This window comes from Brevibacterium sp. CFH 10365, from assembly GCF_009299785.1.
GTDB lineage: Bacteria > Actinomycetota > Actinomycetes > Actinomycetales > Brevibacteriaceae > Brevibacterium > Brevibacterium limosum.
Window position 1 is genome coordinate 21,031 of sequence record NZ_VIGO01000008.1, and the last position, 16,041, is coordinate 37,071.

Genomic DNA, 16,041 nt, shown 5'->3' on the forward strand with positions numbered 1-16,041 from the left:
CGCTGGAACTTACCGCCCCATCTGTTTGGAGGCCGCGAGCAGACGTTCACGGGCGTCGGCGAACTGCTTGAGTTCGGCCCGTTCGATCTTGCGTTCCTGCTCACCGCCGATTCCGGCGAGCACGCGCATCCGCGTCGTCGACAGCTTGCCGGAGGTGCGGATCATGGTCTTCATCTCCTCCTTGCCGCCCGGGAACGATTTCGCCCAGTCGCGGCCGTTCTGCCGGCCCTTCCACGTTCCGAGCATGTCGACCTCGGCGTGGGTGAGCCAGCCGGAGTTCGCATAGTCTCCGAGCATGTTCTGTGTGTGCAGCCGTTCGCTGCGGCGCAGAATGATCCCGAGAGTGACCCAAGCCGCGGAGAGGATGGCGCTGAGGACGATGAGGCCGATCAGCTGCGGGAGCATTCCGCCCATGACGTCACGGGTCAGTTGGCCGAGCACACCGAGGAACGTCATCGACGCGTTCCAGAAACCGTGCAGGACCATGCCGAGCAGGAGGCCGGGAAGCCACATGAGAATGAGCGACCACCAGGGCCATTTGCGTGCGGCGAAGCCGATGGACACACCGGCACAGGTCGAAAACGCAGTGTGCAGCAGCGGTGAGCCGAGGCAGCGCATGGCGAATGTCACTGCCAGTCCCGGGAGTTCGCCGGCGTTCCACGACTGTCCGAGGTAGAGGATGTTCTCTGTGAAGGCGAAGCCTGCACCGATGAGTGAACCGTAGACGAGCCCGTCGAGGGGCCCTTCGAAGTGGCGCCGGGCGGCGAGGACGATGACGAGCAGGAGGACGGTCTTCGTCGATTCCTCGAGGATCGGGGCCTGAATGACTGCACCGATGACGTCGGGCACCCCATTGATGCCGACCATATAGAGCGCGACCTCACCGACGAGTGAGAAGCCGAGGGTGAGGATGACCGAGGCGACGGCTCCCCAGAGAAGACAGATGCCCAAGAGGAGCTTCGGCTGCGGTTTCCACCGGTCGAGCCAGAGCACATACGCGATGATGGCCAGAAGCGGGATCGCCGCGAGTCCGATGAGACCGAAGAGGCGGACGCCGAAGCTCAGTCCGCCGAGCAGAGCGAGAAGGCCGAGCCCACCGACGAGAACGACGAGAACGAGGACCGCGGCGACGAGGCGGACGATGTTTCCGGTCGAATCAGGTTCGGTCTCCGGCTGGGACTGGCGCACGGCGCCGGTCCAGGGAGTGTCGGTGACGACCTGTTGGGGTGCCTGCATTCCTGCACGGACCCGCATCTCCTGAGTCACCGTCGGCGCGAACCGCGGCTGCGCATAGACGCGAGCCTGGGCCGGCGGTGGCGCATACATCACCGGCTGGCCCTGAGGCGACATCGGGTGGCCGGGCATGGGCTGGCCAGACACGGGCTGTGGCTGCGGCGGCATCGGCTGGCCGAGAGCCGGCTGCATCACCGGCTGACCCTGCATCACCGGCTGGCCCTGCGGCGGCATGGGGCGGCCAGGCGCCTGGGTCCGGCTCTGGCCCTGCATGGGCGGCTGTTGCGGCCGCGGCCCGCCTGGCTGCTGGCCGGCCTGCTGCGGATTCGGATGCTGCGACCCCTGTGGCCGCGGCCGGAACCGATCATGATTCTGCTGTTGCTGATTCTGCGACGGCACCTGGTCCTGCTGAGGCACCTGGCCCTGGGCAGGGGGAACGTTCGGGTTCGGTGGGCCCTGCACCTGGGGCGGCTGCGGTCTCTGCGAACCGGGACCGTTCTGTGCCGACATAGATCGTCCTTCTGCAATGGGGGAAATTCCGCTCACCTCAGTCTAGAGTCCCAGCCCTGCGCAGGTGGCCTCGTAGTGTATCCGTCCAGCAACACTTCAGCCGACTGCCACGTTCTTCGGACGACGCCCCGAGCTCCACTCAACCATTTTCGGCTGTGGATGGTCGCGAAATGTTCGACCCTGCGCCGGCCATGTGGCAGGCCGCAGACGCAGCTGCTCTATGCCCGCGCTCGTCGTCCAACGGCCGAAATCCCCCACAATGCCTCTCCGGACCACTCCCCTCCCTCCGGAGATCGGCAGGTCCCCCACTTCCACGTCACATCCTGTGGACGCTCAAAGCAGTATCCACAGCCCCTCAATCAGCCCTAGCTCGCCAGGCAGCTGCCCATGTCGAATCGGTCCATGACTACTTTCAGACTCGCATCGCTGCGCACCGCGCTGCTCCTCACCGTCCTCACTGTCGCTTCGCTCATCGGGCTGGGACCGGCCATGGCCGCGGGACCGCCTGCCAGCCTCGGCGAGGTGCCTGTGCTCACCGCTCCCGACGCCTACGGACCGGGCATCTGGCACCACGCGAAACAGGGCAAGACCTGGTACGGCTCCTACCGGACCTTCCCCGACACTTCCGCCTACTGCATCGACGCGGGGAAGAAGTCTCCCCTGCCGAAGTACTTCAAGGATTCGAAGGCCGACAAAGTCACCTCGCCCCGCACAGCGTGGGCCCTGCACGAATACGCAGGCTCGAAGTCGAAGGATGTGCAGGCGGCACTGAGCGCGATGGCCCGCCTCGACAAAGCAGTCCCCCATGATCACAAGGTGCCGCCCCAGAAGCCGGCTGACCTGGACAAGAAGTTCACTGCGGCCGCGAAGAAGCACTTGACGATCCTCGCCGAGGCCAAGAAGTTCGCAGGACCGTACACCCTCGACATCAGCCTCGAACCGGTGCTGCGCATGCCCGTGCTCGAACCCCATGCCACCCCGGAGTCCGCCGCTTCTCCTGACTCCTGGGCCTCCGGTTCCGCCACCGACGACGGCAAGTCTGACGACGACAGTCCGAAGCTCCTCGGCACTCCCACCGATGAGGCGACACTGACGGTCTCCCTGCTCAGCGCCTCCGGGGTGCAGGTCCCCGACGTTGCCGTCACGCTGAAGACTTCCGGTGCGACGAAGGCTCCGACGACCCTGACCACGGGCAAGGACCCCGTGACCACGACGCTGCAGGCGAGCGCGCCCGGCACTCTGTCCGTAACCGCCTCGGCGAAGGTCGCCCCGCAGTCCGTGCGCATCGTCGAACCGACGTCCGGCACGCGGGTGCAGCGAGTCATCACCCCGGACACTCCCGATTCCGTCACGGACAAGGCATCGCTGGAGCTGAGTTCCCAACCGAAGGTGACCACCGAGATCTCCGACCAGACTCCGACACCGGGTGAGACTGTCACCGACGAATTCACCGTCTCCGGCCTCATCGGCGACCACACCGTCACCGTCGAACACACCCTGTGGCAGACCGCGACGGCCCCGAAGCAGGGCACGAAGAACGATGACGCTCGCGCAATCGGGTCCGTGACTTCGAAGGACGTCGGCAACGGCACCCATACGTCCGGTGAGGTCACCGTGCCCGAGGACTTCCGCGGCTGGCTGTACTTCACCGAGACGATCGCCGGAGACAAGGCGACGAAGGAATGGAAGGGCATCCACGGCCAACCTCGAGAGACCGGATTCGTCCCGTGGACCCCGACCGCCGACACCGAGGCGGTGCTTCAGGGAACATCGACCCACGACGAGGTGGCTGTGACCGGTCTGCGACCGGGTTCCGAAGCCGTGCTCACCGTCACCGCCTACCATGTGGAGACCGAACCCGAGCAGTCGGAGGAGCCCGACGGCACGGAGCTGTCCGTGCAGGACTTCACCGTCAACGCCGACGAGGAAGGTCACGCCGAGATCAGCACGGAGCCGATCGAGATGCCCGTCGGCTGGGTCACCTATGTGACGACGATCGAGGGCAGCGATGTCAATGCTGAGTGGACGAGTGACTGGGGCGTCCCCGCCGAAACCGTGCACCGGCCGGCCGAGGAGACGCCGTCCACTCCCCCGGCACCGCCGGAGACACCGAGCGCCCCGCCCGAGCAGCCGAACTCGCCGCCGGAGCAGCCGAGCTCGCCGCCCGAACAACCGGAACAGCCGGAGGCCCCGGAAAAGTCCGCGACCCCACCGGTCGAACCGGTCGCCGAGACTCCCGCGGCCCCGACCCCCGAACTGCCTCGCACCGGCACGACCGGCAACGGCATGCTCATCGGCTTGGGAATCGTCCTCGTCGGTCTCGGCACAACGATCCTGCTGATCTCCGGCAGCCGCCGCGACAGAGAATAGGAGAGAGTGAATGCACGTCGCCCCCGACCGCAGATCAGCGGTCGGGGGCGATGTGTGCTCAGTCCTGAACCCAGGTGTCGGCCCAGGCACGGGCCCCGTTCATCATCAGGCCGACATCGGCGCCGACGAGGACGAAGGACGCTCCGGCCTCCAGATACCTCCGTGCCTGGTCGGGGTCGAAGGCATTGACGCCGACGGGTTTGCCGGCAGCCTTCACCGCGTCGAAGGTCCGCGCCACCGCATCGGTGACGTCGGGGTGAGTCTGCTGGCCGAGCAGACCCATCGACGCGGCCAGGTCGGAGGGACCGACGAAGATCTGGTCGATTCCGTCGACCGCGGCGATCTCTGCGGCATTGTCCACTGCGGTCGCCGACTCGATCTGCACGGTCAGGGACACGAACTCCTCGGCCCGCTTCAGGTACCCGTCCACGGCATTCCACCGGGAGGCCCTCGCCAGGGCCGAACCGACCCCTCGCACACCTCTCGGCGGATAATGGACGGCCGCCACAGCCGCCTCGGCGTCGGATTTCGTATCGACCATCGGCACGAGCAGATTCTGCGCCCCGAGGTCGAGGTACCCCTTGATGAGCACCCGATCATTCACCGGCACCCGCACGACAGGGGTGGCCGGGTAGCCGTTCATCGCGCGCAGCAGACTCGTCGTGGTCTCAAGTCCGATCGGGGAATGCTCGGCGTCGATGAGGACCCACTGCATTCCCGAGGTGGCGGCGATCTCGGCGGCCACGGGCGAACCCGAGCACACCCACATCCCGGCCAGATATTCGCCGTCGCCGAGGCCGGCCACACGGCCTGAGAAGGTCTGCGGAAGTTCTACTCGAAACGGCATGTGATGGCTCCCAGCTCTCCGTAGTCGGCGTGGACTGTGTCGCCGGGATGAACCCACATGGGGCGGGTGAATGATCCGGCGAGCACGGTCTCGCCCGCCTGCAGCACATCACCGTGTTCGGCGAGTTTGTTCGCCAACCACACGATTCCGCGGGCCGGATGGTCGAGCACGGCGGCGGCGACTCCGGAGTCCTCGATCGTCTCGTTGCGGTAGAGCAGGGCGTTCACCCGGCGCAGGTCCACGGCATCGACGGCGACGGGACGTCCGCCGAGGACCATCGCGCCCAGTGCCGCATTGTCCGAGATGGTGTCGACGATCGTGCGGCCCTCCATCTCGATGCGCGAGGACAGGACCTCGAGAGCGGGGACGACGTACTCGGTGGCGCGGAGGACGTCGAAGAGACTGACATCGGGCCCGCGCAGTTCGTCACGCAGCACGAAGGCGAGCTCGACCTCGATGCGCACTCCCGAATACTGCGCATGGTCGATCACGGACCCGGTGTCATAGACCTGGTCGGCGAAGATCGCCCCGTAGTCGGGTTCGGTGATTCCCGTCGCCTGCTGCATCGGCTTCGAGGTCAGGCCGATCTTGTGGCCGAAGAGCCGACGGCCGGCGGCTTCCCCTCGACGGCGCCATTCGTTCTGCACCGCATAGGAGTCCTCGACCGTCATGTCCGGATACTTCGCGGTGAGCAGACCGATCTTCGAGCGTGTCCGCTCCGCCTCGGCGAGATCGTCGGCGATGGCCGCGATCGTTTCCTCATCGAGCATATGGATTCCTTTCAGAGCTGGTTGCCCAGCTTGCCCTCATTCTCATCCGCCCGGGTGTAGGAGAACCCGTCGGCGCCGATCGTCACGGCCATCTCCGAATCGTCCGTGCGCGCATGCACGGGCTGCGGGTTGCCGTCGAGGTCGAGGACGAGGGAGGCGTCTGTGTACCAGGACGGCACGACGGGATTGCCCCACCAGTCGCGGCGCTGATTGTCGTGGACGTCCCAGGTGATGACCGGGTTGTCCGGGTCGCCTGTGTAGTAGTCCTGCGTGTACACCTCGACGCGGTGGCCGTCGGGGTCGCGCAGATAGAGGTAGAACGCGTTCGAGACTCCGTGGCGGCCGGGGCCGCGTTCGATCGAATCGGACCGACGCAAGGCACCGAGCTTGTCGCAGATGGCGAGGATGTTGTGCTTCTCATGCGTTGCGAAGCACACATGGTGCATGCGCGGTCCGTCGCCGCCGGTCATCGCCGTGTCGTGGACGGTGGATTTGCGGCGCATCCACGCTGCGTAGACCGTGCCCTCCTCGTCCTGGATGTCCTCCGTGACGCGGAAACCGAGGTCCTGCATGTACTTCACCGCCCGCGGCACATCCGGGGTGACCTGATTGAAGTGGTCGAGGCGGACGAGTTCGCCGGGGATGTGCAGGTCATAGCGCCATGACATGCGCTCGACGTGGTCGGATCGGTAGAAGAACTCGTACGGGAAGCCGAGCGGGTCGACCACACGCACGGAGTCGCCCACGCCCTTGACGAAGCCATCGGGGCTGCGGCGGACATCGCAGCCGAGTTCGGTGTAGAAGGCCACCGCCTTGTCGAGCTCTTCCGGGCTGCGGACTCGGTAGGAGAACGCGGCCACGGCAGCGACCTCGCCCTTGCGCAGGACGAGATTGTGGTGGATGAACTCCTCCGTCGAGCGCAGGTAGAGAGTGTTCTCATCTTCCTCGGTGACATAGAGTCCGAGCACGTCGACGTAGAACTCCCGGGAGGCGGCGAGGTCGGTGACGACGAGTTCCATATAGGCGCAGCGGAGGATGTCGGGCGGGCTCGCCTGCGGTGTGGCGATGGGGTTGTCGGTGGCGATGCCAGTCTCCTGGCTGACGAAGTAGCCGGCCGAGGTCCGAGTCATTTCAGTGCGTTTCGTCATGGCTGCTTCACTGCTTTCCGAAGACCGGGTTGTGGACCTCGCCGAGGTTGATGTGCACGGACTGCTGTTCCGTGTAGAAGTCGATCGACCGGTAGCCGCCCTCGTGGCCGAGGCCCGACGCCTTGACACCGCCGAAGGGGGTGCGCAGGTCGCGGACGTTGTTCGAGTTCAGCCATACCATTCCCGACTCCACGGCCTGGGAGAAGTTGTGGGCGCGCTTGAGATCCGAGGTCCAGATATAGGCGGCCAGACCGTACTTCGTGTTGTTCGCCAGCTCCAGGGCCTCCTCGTCGGAGGAGAAGGGGGTGATCGCGACGACGGGTCCGAAGATCTCCTCCTGGAAGATCCGAGCGTCGGGAGCAACATCGGCGAAGACGGTCGGTTGGACGAAGTTGCCGGTCTCGAACCCGTCGGGGCGTCCGCCGCCGGCGACGAGGCGGGCCTCGGTCTTGCCGATCTCGACGTAGGACATGACCTTCTCAAAGTGCTCGGGGTGGACGAGTGCGGCCACCTCGGTGCTGGGATCCGACGGCAGACCGACCTTCACGCGCTCGGCCTGGGCGGCGTAGCGCTCGACGAATTCGTCGTAGATCGACTCCTCGACGAGGATGCGCGAACCGGCCGTGCAGCGCTCCCCGTTGAGGGAGAAGACGCCGAAGATCGTGGCATTGACGGCGGCGTCGAGGTCCGCGTCGGCGAAGACCACGGCCGGGGACTTGCCGCCGAGCTCCATCGACAGACCCTTGAGCCAGGGGGCGGCGTTGGCGAAGATCGTCTGTCCGGTCTTCGACTCACCGGTGAAGGAGATGAGCGGAACGTCGGGGTGCTTGACGAGCGAATCGCCGGCGAAGCCCTCCTCACCGAAGCCGTTGACCATGTTGAACACACCGGTCGGCAGTCCGGCCTCTTCGAAGATGCCCGGCCACAGGGAGGCCGAGAGCGGGGTGAACTCGGCAGGCTTGAGCACGACGGTGTTGCCGGTCGCGATCGCCGGTCCCAGCTTCCAGGACTCGAGCATGAACGGGGTGTTCCATGGGGTGATGAGCCCGGCCACGCCGATCGGTTTGCGGTTGACGTAGTTCGCCTGACGGCCGGGGACCTTGAACGCGTCGTCGACCTGGGCGACGATGAGGTCGGCGAAGAAGCGGAAGTTCTCCGCTGCGCGTGCCGCCTGCCCCTTGGCCTGGGTGATCGGCAGTCCGGAGTCGAAGGACTCCATGGCCGCGAGTTCGTCCTTGCGGGATTCGACGATATCGGCGATCTTATTGAGAATGCGGGCACGCTCACGCGGCAGCATCGTCGGCCACGGGCCCTCGTCGAAGGCCGTCTTCGCCGCAGCGACAGCGGCTTCGATATCGGCCTTCTTACCCGAGGCGGCCTTGATGTAGGCCTCGTTCGTCACCGGGTTGAGCACGTCGAATTCGTCTCCGTCGATGGAGTCGACGAACTCTCCGCCGATGTAGTGGCGGATCTTCTCCGGCATATCTGCCGGCGGGGTTGTGGACTGTGTCATGACTTGTCCTTTCTACGAATCTTTCACATCTGTGGTTGATGCTGCGGTGGTCGTCTGGGAGTTCTGGAAGCTGTGCAGTGTGGCCGAGCGGTGTTCGCGCACGGCCCGTTCGATCTCCTGCGCCGAGGCGCGGGCCCGGATGAGGGCGACGATGCGCGAGTGCTCCTCCACCGACTCAAGTGCCCGTTCGGGGACGAAGGAGAACGTCGAATCCCGCAGGTGATTGAGCCGGTCCCATTCGAGTTCGACGAGGGTGCACAGCCGCTCGTTCGGGCAGCGCCGGTAGAGCGTTTCGTGGAACTCGTGGTTGAGCCGGGTGAATTCGGCAGGTTCGAATTCGTCGAGCAGTGCACGCATCCGATCATTGATGTGCTCCGCCGCATCGAGATCACCGGCGCCGAGGTGGACCCGCGCTTGGGCGACGGCCGCTGCTTCGAGGATCGCGACCGTCTCCATCGACTGGGTGTAGGAGCCCTGATCGACCATGGCCACGCGGGCCCCGACATTGCGTTCGAAGGTCACGAGCCCGTCGGCCTCCAGCCGGCGGATGGCCTCGCGCACAGGCACCACGGAGGTGTCGAGTTCGAGCGCGATCTGCGCAAGCACCAGTTTGTGCCCGGGCTGATAGGTCTGATCGGCGACGCGTTCGCGGATCCACCGGTAGGCGGTTTCGGCCTTGCTCAGTGTCGGCGGGCCGGCCCCGGCAGCGGCTGCTGGTTCGGTCCTCACCGGGAGGCCTTCCACTCGTCGAACTTCGCCTTCCATTCGCCCTTCGGTGGGAAGAGTCCTTCGATCGGATTGCCGGCGGCGACCTGTTCGGCCACCCAGCCGTCCTCGATCTCCTTGGCCAGTGCCGCGTCGACGACTTCTTCGGCCACGTCGCGAGGGATGACGATGGCTCCGTCGTCATCGGCGACGATGACATCGCCGGGCAGGACGGTGGCGTTGCCGCAGGCCACTGCCACGTCCGACTCCCATGGAACATGACGGCGGCCGAGCACGGCGGGGTGCTTCGCGGTGGCGAACACGGGCAGGATGTCGGCCACCTCGGCGGAGTCGCGGACTCCCCCGTCCGTGACGACTCCTGCTGCGCCGAGGGACTTCGCGCGCAGGGCGAGGATGTCGCCGAGGGTGCCCGAGCCGGATTCGCCGCGGGCTTCGATGACGATGACCTCACCGGGGCGGATCGAGTCGAATGCCTGTTTCTGCGCGTTGAATCCGCCGCCGTGCGATTTGAACAGGTCTTCGCGGTTGGGCACGAAGCGCAGGGTCTTCGCGGTGCCGACGATCTTCGCGCCCGCCTTCAGCGGGGCCACGCCTTCGATGACGACGTTGTTGAGTCCGCGCGCCCGCAGCTGAGCCGACAGGCCCGCGGTCGGGGCTTCGGTGAGCTTCGCAACGAGGCCGGCGTCGAGTTCGGTCGCCGCGTCGGCGGCGCCCTCCGGCGCGAGTCCGGCGGCCTCGCGTGAGCCCCAGGCGTCGACGGTCAGTGCTTCGTTCACTGCGGGAGTGCTGCCGAGGTTCTCGTCGAAGTCGCCGGGGCCTTCGACAACGGTGGTGGTCAGCCGTCCGGAGCTCAGTTCCTCGCCGTTCGCCGAGGCGGCCGTGACCTCGACCTCGATCGTGTCACCGGGGGCGACGACGGAGGAACCGGCGGGAGTGCCGGTGAGGATGACGTCTCCGGCCTCGAGGGTCAGATGCTGGCTGAGATCGGCGACGATGCGCGGGAGGGTGAAGATGAGCTGATCGGCGCGCGTGCCGTCGTCCTGGACGACCTCGCCGTTGACCCGGGTGCGCAGGCGCAGGGAGTCGGGGGCCGCCTCGGCGGCGGGGATGAGTTCGGGGCCCAGCGGGGTATAGCCGTCACGGCTCTTCGAGCGCACGTTCGATCCCTTGTCCGGGGTCTTCAAGTCGTAGAGGCCGAAATCGTTCGATGCGGTCACTCCGGCCACAAACGACCAGGCGTCGGCCTCGGTGACGCTGCGGGCGGGGGTGCCGATGACGATGGCGATCTCACCTTCGAAGGCGAGCAGAGAGGTTCCGGCGGGGCGTTCGATGGTCTGGCCGGAGGCGGCGACGGAGCTGGCCGCCTTGAGGAAGTAGGACGGCTGGGCGGGGCGTTTTCCTCGCTGTGCCGCACGGGACTCATAGGCCACATGAACGGCAATGATCTTGCCCGGACGGGCGGGAACACCTGCTGGAGTCGACATCGATCTCACACCTCATTTCGGTTGGCTTCACCACAGATCGTATATGATACGGTTCCCGAGGACAAGTAATCCAGACCACAGCGAATGTGGCCGGGATGCACTGCAGACGCACGACAGGACACAGGAGTCATGGCAGCACAGAAGCACACTCAGACCCGGGTGGCGTTCGCGACGATCGTCGGCACGAGCATCGAGTGGTACGACTATTTCCTCTACGCGGCGGCCTCGGGGCTGGTCTTCAACGAGCTCTTCTTCGGCCCGCTCGGATCGACGCTCTCAACCATGGTCGCCTTCGCGACGGTCGGGATCAGCTTCCTCTTCCGCCCCTTGGGCGCATTCCTCGCCGGACACGTCGGCGACAAGCTCGGCCGCCGGGTGGTCCTCATCATCACTCTCATCGCCATGGGCGCCGCGACCGCGCTCATCGGCTTCCTGCCGACCTTCGAATCCGCGGGTGTCCTGGCCCCGGTCCTGCTCATCGCACTGCGCATCGTCCAAGGCGTCTCGGCCGGCGGCGAATGGGGCGGAGCCGTTCTGCTCGCCGTCGAGCACGCCGATGAGAAGACACGCGGACTGCGCGGGTCCTTCCCGCAGATCGGGGTGTCCATCGGACTCCTGCTGTCCTCGGGCGTACTCGCTCTGATGACCTCGATCGCCCCAGGTGACGCGTTCCTCGAATGGGGCTGGCGAGTGCCGTTCTTCCTCTCCATCGTCCTCGTCTTCATCGGCTACTGGATCCGCCGCGGAGTCGAGGAATCCCCCGTCTTCCATGAGATCGCAGAGCGCAAGGAGCAGGTGTCGAACCCTCTGGGTCGCCTGATCAAGGGCCACTGGCTGCTCGTCGTCCTCGCCTCGCTCGTCTTCATGGGCAACAACGCCGCCGGCTACATGACCACCGGCGGATACATCCAGAACTACGCCACGGACCCGGCCGGGCCCATCGGCCTCGAGCGCGGCCCCGTGCTCTGGGCCGTCGCCGCCTCGGCGGTGTCCTGGCTGATCTTCACCATCATCGCGGGCGCCGTCTCGGACAGGATCGGCCGCCGGAACACCTACATCCTCGGCTGGGTGCTCCTGCTCATCGGCATCGTCAGCCTGTTCCCGCTGGTCAACACCGGTTCGGTGGGCATGCTCCTGCTCGGGCTCGTCGTCCTCACGGTGGGCCTGGGCTTCACCTACGGTCAGCAGCCGGCTATGTACGCCGAGCTGTTCCCCTCGAGCGTCCGCTTCTCCGGGGTCTCGGTCTCCTATGCGATCGGGTCGATCCTCGGCGGCGCCTTCGCCCCGACGATCGCGAAGGGTCTCGTGTCGTCGACGGGAACGACCGCCTCGGTGGCGGTGTACCTCGGCGTCGTCGCCGTGCTCGCACTCGCGGCGACCCTGCTGCTGCGTGACCGCACCGGCATCCCGCTGGGACCCGATCACGAGGACGAGCAGTCGGTCAGCCCGATCGTCGGAGTCGGTTCGCACCGGCGGACGATGGAATCCAGCACCGAGGCGGCTCTGCACGACTGATCTGCGACGACAGTGGCCCACGCCACCCCGCCGACGCCAGATCGTATATGAACTGATAGCATTCGAGTATCACGACGACGTGTCAAGAACCGGAGGTTGACATGCATTTCCATCAGAACGGCTACGTGTCCGCGGACCCGCGGATCGAAGAGGCCGCGGGCTACGGGATCGAGCGCAGTCAGGATCTGCCCGATGAGGTCGATGTCCTCATCGTCGGCAGCGGTCCTGCGGGGATGATCGCGGCGGCTCAGCTCTCGCAGTACGCGCACGTGAAGACGCGGATGATCGAGAAGCGCGATTCGCGCCTGGTCATCGGTCAGGCCGACGGCATCCAGGCCCGTTCCGTCGAGACCTTCCAGGCGTTCGGCTTCGCCGAGGAGATCATGCGCGAGGGCTATCACATCACGGAGATGGCGTTCTGGAATCCGGATCCGGAGCACCCCGAGAACATCATCCGCACCGGTCGGCCCAAGGATGACGAGCACGGGATCAGCGAATTCCCGCACCTCATCGTCAACCAGGCGCGCGTGCTCGACTACTTCGCCCAGTTCGCCGCCCAGTCACCCGGCAAGATCACGCCCGACTACGGAGTCGAGTTCGTCGACCTCACCGTCGACGGGGACGCCACGGCCTCGGCGAAGGACCATCCGGTGTCCGTGACCATCCGGTACACCGCGGGCGAGAGCACCGGTGAGGAGCGGACCATTCGCGCAGGCTACGTCGTCGGCTGCGATGGAGCACGTTCGAAGGTGCGGTCGTCGATCGGCCGAACGATGACCGGCGATCAGGCCAATCATGCCTGGGGCGTGATGGATGTGCTTGCGAACTCCGATTTCCCCGATATCCGCACCAAGTGCGCGATCTCGTCGAAGCACGGCAATATCCTCTATATCCCCCGCGAGGGCGGACACCTGTTCCGGATGTACGTCGACCTCGGCGAAGTGCCCGAGGATGATGCACGGAAGGTGCGGTCGACGAGCATCGACGAGATCATCGCTCGGGCCAACGCGATCATCGCGCCCTACAGCGTGGATGTGAAGGAAGTGGCCTGGCATTCGGTCTACGAGGTCGGACACCGGCTCACGGATGCCTTCGACGACACCGATGAGACCGATCCGGCTTCGCAGTGTCCGCGCGTGTTCATCACCGGCGATGCCTGCCATACGCACTCGGCGAAGGCCGGTCAGGGAATGAACGTGTCGATGCAGGACGGCTTCAATATCGCGTGGAAGCTCGGTCAGGTCATCTCCGGTCGGTCGTCGACGGAGCTGCTGCGCACCTACTCGACCGAACGTCAGGTGGCGGCGAAGAACCTCATCGAGTTCGACAAGGAATGGTCGACGCTCATGGCGACTCCGCAGGAAGCGCTGCCGGACAAGACCTACCTCGAGGACTTCTACGTCAAGACTGCGGAGTTCCCGGCCGGGTTCATGACCGAGTACACGGAGTCGATGATCACGACGCCGCCGACGCATCAGGAGCTCGCGGCCGGTTTCCCGATCGGCAAACGATTCAAGTCCGCTCGCGTCAAGCGCAGCTGCGATGCGAACCTCATTCACCTCGGGCACGAGGCCCGCGCCGACGGTCGCTGGCGTGTCTATGTCTTCGCCGATCGTGCTGCGCCGGTCGTCGCCGGTTCCGCGGATGGCGAATCGAAAGTGGCGGCGCTGGCTGAGTGGCTCGAATCGGATCCCGCCTCTCCCCTGGTCGCCTACCGCCGGGACGGTGAGGATCTCGATGCCCTCGTCGAACTCAATGTCATCTATCAGCAGGAGCATAAGGAGTTCGCGTTCCCCGACGTCCCGACTGTCTTCCGTCCGCACGTGGGTGCGTTCGATCTCGAGTACGTGGAGAAGATCTACGCGACCCTGCCCGAGGAGGACATCTTCGAAGCCCGTGAGATCAGTCGCGACGGTGCCGTCGTCGTGGTCCGACCCGACCAGTACGTCTCGGGGATCTTCCCGTTGGATGCACACTCCGAGATCGGCGACTACTTCGCGGGAGTCTTCGAACCCGTGAAGTGATGCCGGAACGATTCTGTGCTCAAGCGCCCTCGACTGGTGGTGTCTCGACCGCTGGCCGGGGGCGTTCGGTCTGCGTGAGAAGCCCGCAGATTCCGCTCTTATTGAAGCTGTCGATGACCGGCACGAAGAGGGTGATGACCCAAGCGGTCAGTGCGGAGAGAGGAAGGAACCGTGTCAGGCGCTGCAGTCGGAGCGTCCGCTTTGCTGTATCCATCGGTGTCCCCAGCTGAGTGGTTCGTTCGATCCGGCGGCGGTCGCTGATGACCCCATACACGCCTGCTGCGATGAGTGCGGAGCCGCCGAGTGTCCAGAGTATGATGCCTGCTGCCGGATCAGCGACGATGAGGGCCGAGCGGTCCTCGCCGGCGGAATCTGTGGCCCAGATGCGCTCTCGGGGTGGGTGTGCGAGGAGGACGATCTCGATGACGAGGAGCCCGACGCCGCTGAGACCAGCGACGAAGGACCAGTGAGAGAACGGGTTGAACATTGTGGCCGTTGCCGCACAGATGAGCACGACCTCCCACGCCAGCAGCAGTGTCGGCACGGACTCGAGGTTGCCGAGCGACAGCTCTCCGACGGGTACCGGCCCGAACGAGATCTGCCCGAGGGAGGTGACGAGAAATCGCTCGTCGCCGTGATCGCCGCTGTCGAAGATCGGGATCCAGATCATCAGCACCCAGGCGGCGACCGTCACCCACGGCAGCCGCTGCGCGAGGCGATGCGTTCGGTTCCCGCGTGGCCACACGGTGACCCGGGACTCCGCGTGAGGTACCGACGTTGACTGTTCACTGTGGTCGGCTCGTCTTCGGCGGTGATCGCCGAGCAGGCCGCAGACTCCCGCGACCAGCAGGCAGGCACAGCCGATGGCCCAGAACCCTGCACCCATCGCCGGTTTGGCGACGACCATCCCGAAGACAGGGCGTCCCCGATCGTCGACGGCGTCCCACATGATCGTCGGCAGATTCGCCAACGTGTTCGCCAATACGACGAAGACGCAGACGCTCAGAAAGAGAGTTCCGGCCGACCATAGGCGCCCGACGACGTCCGGCCACGGGTGCGAATCGAGCCGAGACCGAACGGTGAGCAGGAATGAAGCAGCCGCACACACAAGAACGCCGACGGCGACCAATACCATCGAGCCGCGGGCCTCCTCGAGATCGAACGGCGGTCCGCCGAGAGCAGTGACGATGATGCGCGGCGGGTGCGGCGCTTCGGATGTGTCCTCAGGGCTGGCAACCACCGGCACCCACAGCATGACGATCCATATGCAGAGCGCAGACAGAGACAGTACTTGGGCGAAGCGCAGAAGCAATCGACCGGCTGCAATCTGTTGGACTCTCAGCGGTCCGGGCCGAGTCTCACGCGGCGGGGTCATGACGCTTCGACATGCAGCGTTTGATCCGTTCACGACGGTGGTGGTCCTGTTGAGCAGCGGCGACCAGACCACAGATTCCCGCGGCGAAGAAGAGGAGGCTCCCGACGGCCCAGAAACCGAAGCCTGCCGCAGGGTAGGCGACTTCCATGCCCCCGGTGGGCATCCCGTTCGCGGTCTGTCCGTCCCACATCAGGATCGGCGGATCGGCGACCATCTGCAGCATGTGCAGCCCCAGCACCGTGCCGAGGACGATCGCCGCAATCGACCACCATTTCGATGCGGACAGCAGCCAGGCGGTGAACGCGCCGGTGAGGATGATGATCCAGAGCGCGAGGTAACCCGGATTGAGATCATTCATGTCGATCGGGGAGAACCCGAGAGACGTCACGCGGATCCGCATCGATCCGGTCCCGCCGCTGTCGAGGACAGGCACGAAGATCGTGATCACCCAGCACGCCACCGATCCCAACGGGAGCACACGCGCTGCGAGGTTGAGACTTCGCCCCCGCGCAGTCGTCCATCGTGT

Annotated in this window: 12 protein-coding genes; 3 read left to right on the forward strand and 9 right to left on the reverse strand. The window is 65.7% G+C overall.

What is annotated here, in order from left to right; all coding sequences use genetic code 11:
• Positions 1 to 9: 9 nt before the first annotated feature.
• A complete protein-coding gene (locus tag FHG09_RS15915) occupies positions 10 to 1,380 on the reverse strand; it encodes a PrsW family intramembrane metalloprotease (protein WP_227492815.1) in 1,371 nt (456 codons plus the stop codon).
• Positions 1,381 to 2,145: 765 nt separating this feature from the next.
• On the opposite strand from FHG09_RS15915, the gene FHG09_RS15920 reads away from it, so the two are divergent.
• Entirely contained in the window at positions 2,146 to 4,113 is a 1,968-nt protein-coding gene (locus tag FHG09_RS15920) for an LPXTG cell wall anchor domain-containing protein (RefSeq protein ID WP_152348628.1), read from the forward strand.
• Between the two features lie 58 nt (positions 4,114 to 4,171).
• On the opposite strand, the gene FHG09_RS15925 is transcribed toward FHG09_RS15920, so the two are convergent.
• The 6 genes from FHG09_RS15925 to FHG09_RS15950 are packed head-to-tail and all read right to left on the reverse strand — an operon-like array spanning position 4,172 to position 10,601.
• Positions 4,172 to 4,960: an HpcH/HpaI aldolase family protein gene (locus FHG09_RS15925; protein ID WP_152348629.1), complete on the reverse strand. Its 789-nt coding sequence runs from the start codon at positions 4,958 to 4,960 to the stop codon at positions 4,172 to 4,174.
• Complete coding sequence (locus FHG09_RS15930) at positions 4,945 to 5,730, reverse strand: fumarylacetoacetate hydrolase family protein (RefSeq protein ID WP_152348630.1); 786 nt, start codon at positions 5,728 to 5,730, stop codon at positions 4,945 to 4,947. Before FHG09_RS15930 ends, FHG09_RS15925 begins: the two co-directional genes overlap by 16 nt.
• Positions 5,731 to 5,741: 11 nt before the next feature.
• Complete coding sequence (hpaD, locus tag FHG09_RS15935) at positions 5,742 to 6,878, reverse strand: 3,4-dihydroxyphenylacetate 2,3-dioxygenase (protein WP_152348631.1); 1,137 nt, start codon at positions 6,876 to 6,878, stop codon at positions 5,742 to 5,744.
• A 7-nt stretch (positions 6,879 to 6,885) separates the two neighbouring features.
• Positions 6,886 to 8,391, reverse strand: a complete 1,506-nt coding sequence (gene hpaE, locus FHG09_RS15940; RefSeq protein WP_152348632.1) for a 5-carboxymethyl-2-hydroxymuconate semialdehyde dehydrogenase — start codon at positions 8,389 to 8,391, stop codon at positions 6,886 to 6,888.
• A gap of 12 nt (positions 8,392 to 8,403) precedes the next feature.
• Entirely contained in the window at positions 8,404 to 9,120 is a 717-nt protein-coding gene (locus FHG09_RS15945; RefSeq protein ID WP_227492816.1) for a GntR family transcriptional regulator, read from the reverse strand.
• On the reverse strand, positions 9,117 to 10,601 hold the full coding sequence (locus FHG09_RS15950) for a fumarylacetoacetate hydrolase family protein (RefSeq protein ID WP_152348634.1): 1,485 nt from the start codon (positions 10,599 to 10,601) through the stop codon (positions 9,117 to 9,119). The genes FHG09_RS15945 and FHG09_RS15950 overlap by 4 nt, the downstream gene beginning before the upstream one ends.
• Before the next feature lie 129 nt (positions 10,602 to 10,730).
• On the opposite strand from FHG09_RS15950, the gene FHG09_RS15955 reads away from it, so the two are divergent.
• Positions 10,731 to 12,116: an MFS transporter gene (locus FHG09_RS15955; RefSeq protein WP_152348635.1), complete on the forward strand. Its 1,386-nt coding sequence runs from the start codon at positions 10,731 to 10,733 to the stop codon at positions 12,114 to 12,116.
• Positions 12,117 to 12,217: 101 nt separating this feature from the next.
• Positions 12,218 to 14,140, forward strand: a complete 1,923-nt coding sequence (locus FHG09_RS15960; RefSeq protein ID WP_152348636.1) for an FAD-dependent monooxygenase — start codon at positions 12,218 to 12,220, stop codon at positions 14,138 to 14,140.
• A 19-nt stretch (positions 14,141 to 14,159) separates the two neighbouring features.
• On the opposite strand, the gene FHG09_RS15965 is transcribed toward FHG09_RS15960, so the two are convergent.
• Positions 14,160 to 15,395 (reverse strand): hypothetical protein, encoded by a 1,236-nt coding sequence (locus FHG09_RS15965; RefSeq protein WP_152348637.1) that lies wholly within the window; start codon positions 15,393 to 15,395, stop codon positions 14,160 to 14,162.
• A gap of 103 nt (positions 15,396 to 15,498) precedes the next feature.
• Positions 15,499 to 15,963, reverse strand: coding sequence for a hypothetical protein (locus FHG09_RS15970; protein WP_152348638.1), 465 nt, complete (start codon positions 15,961 to 15,963; stop codon positions 15,499 to 15,501).
• Positions 15,964 to 16,041: the final 78 nt, after the last annotated feature.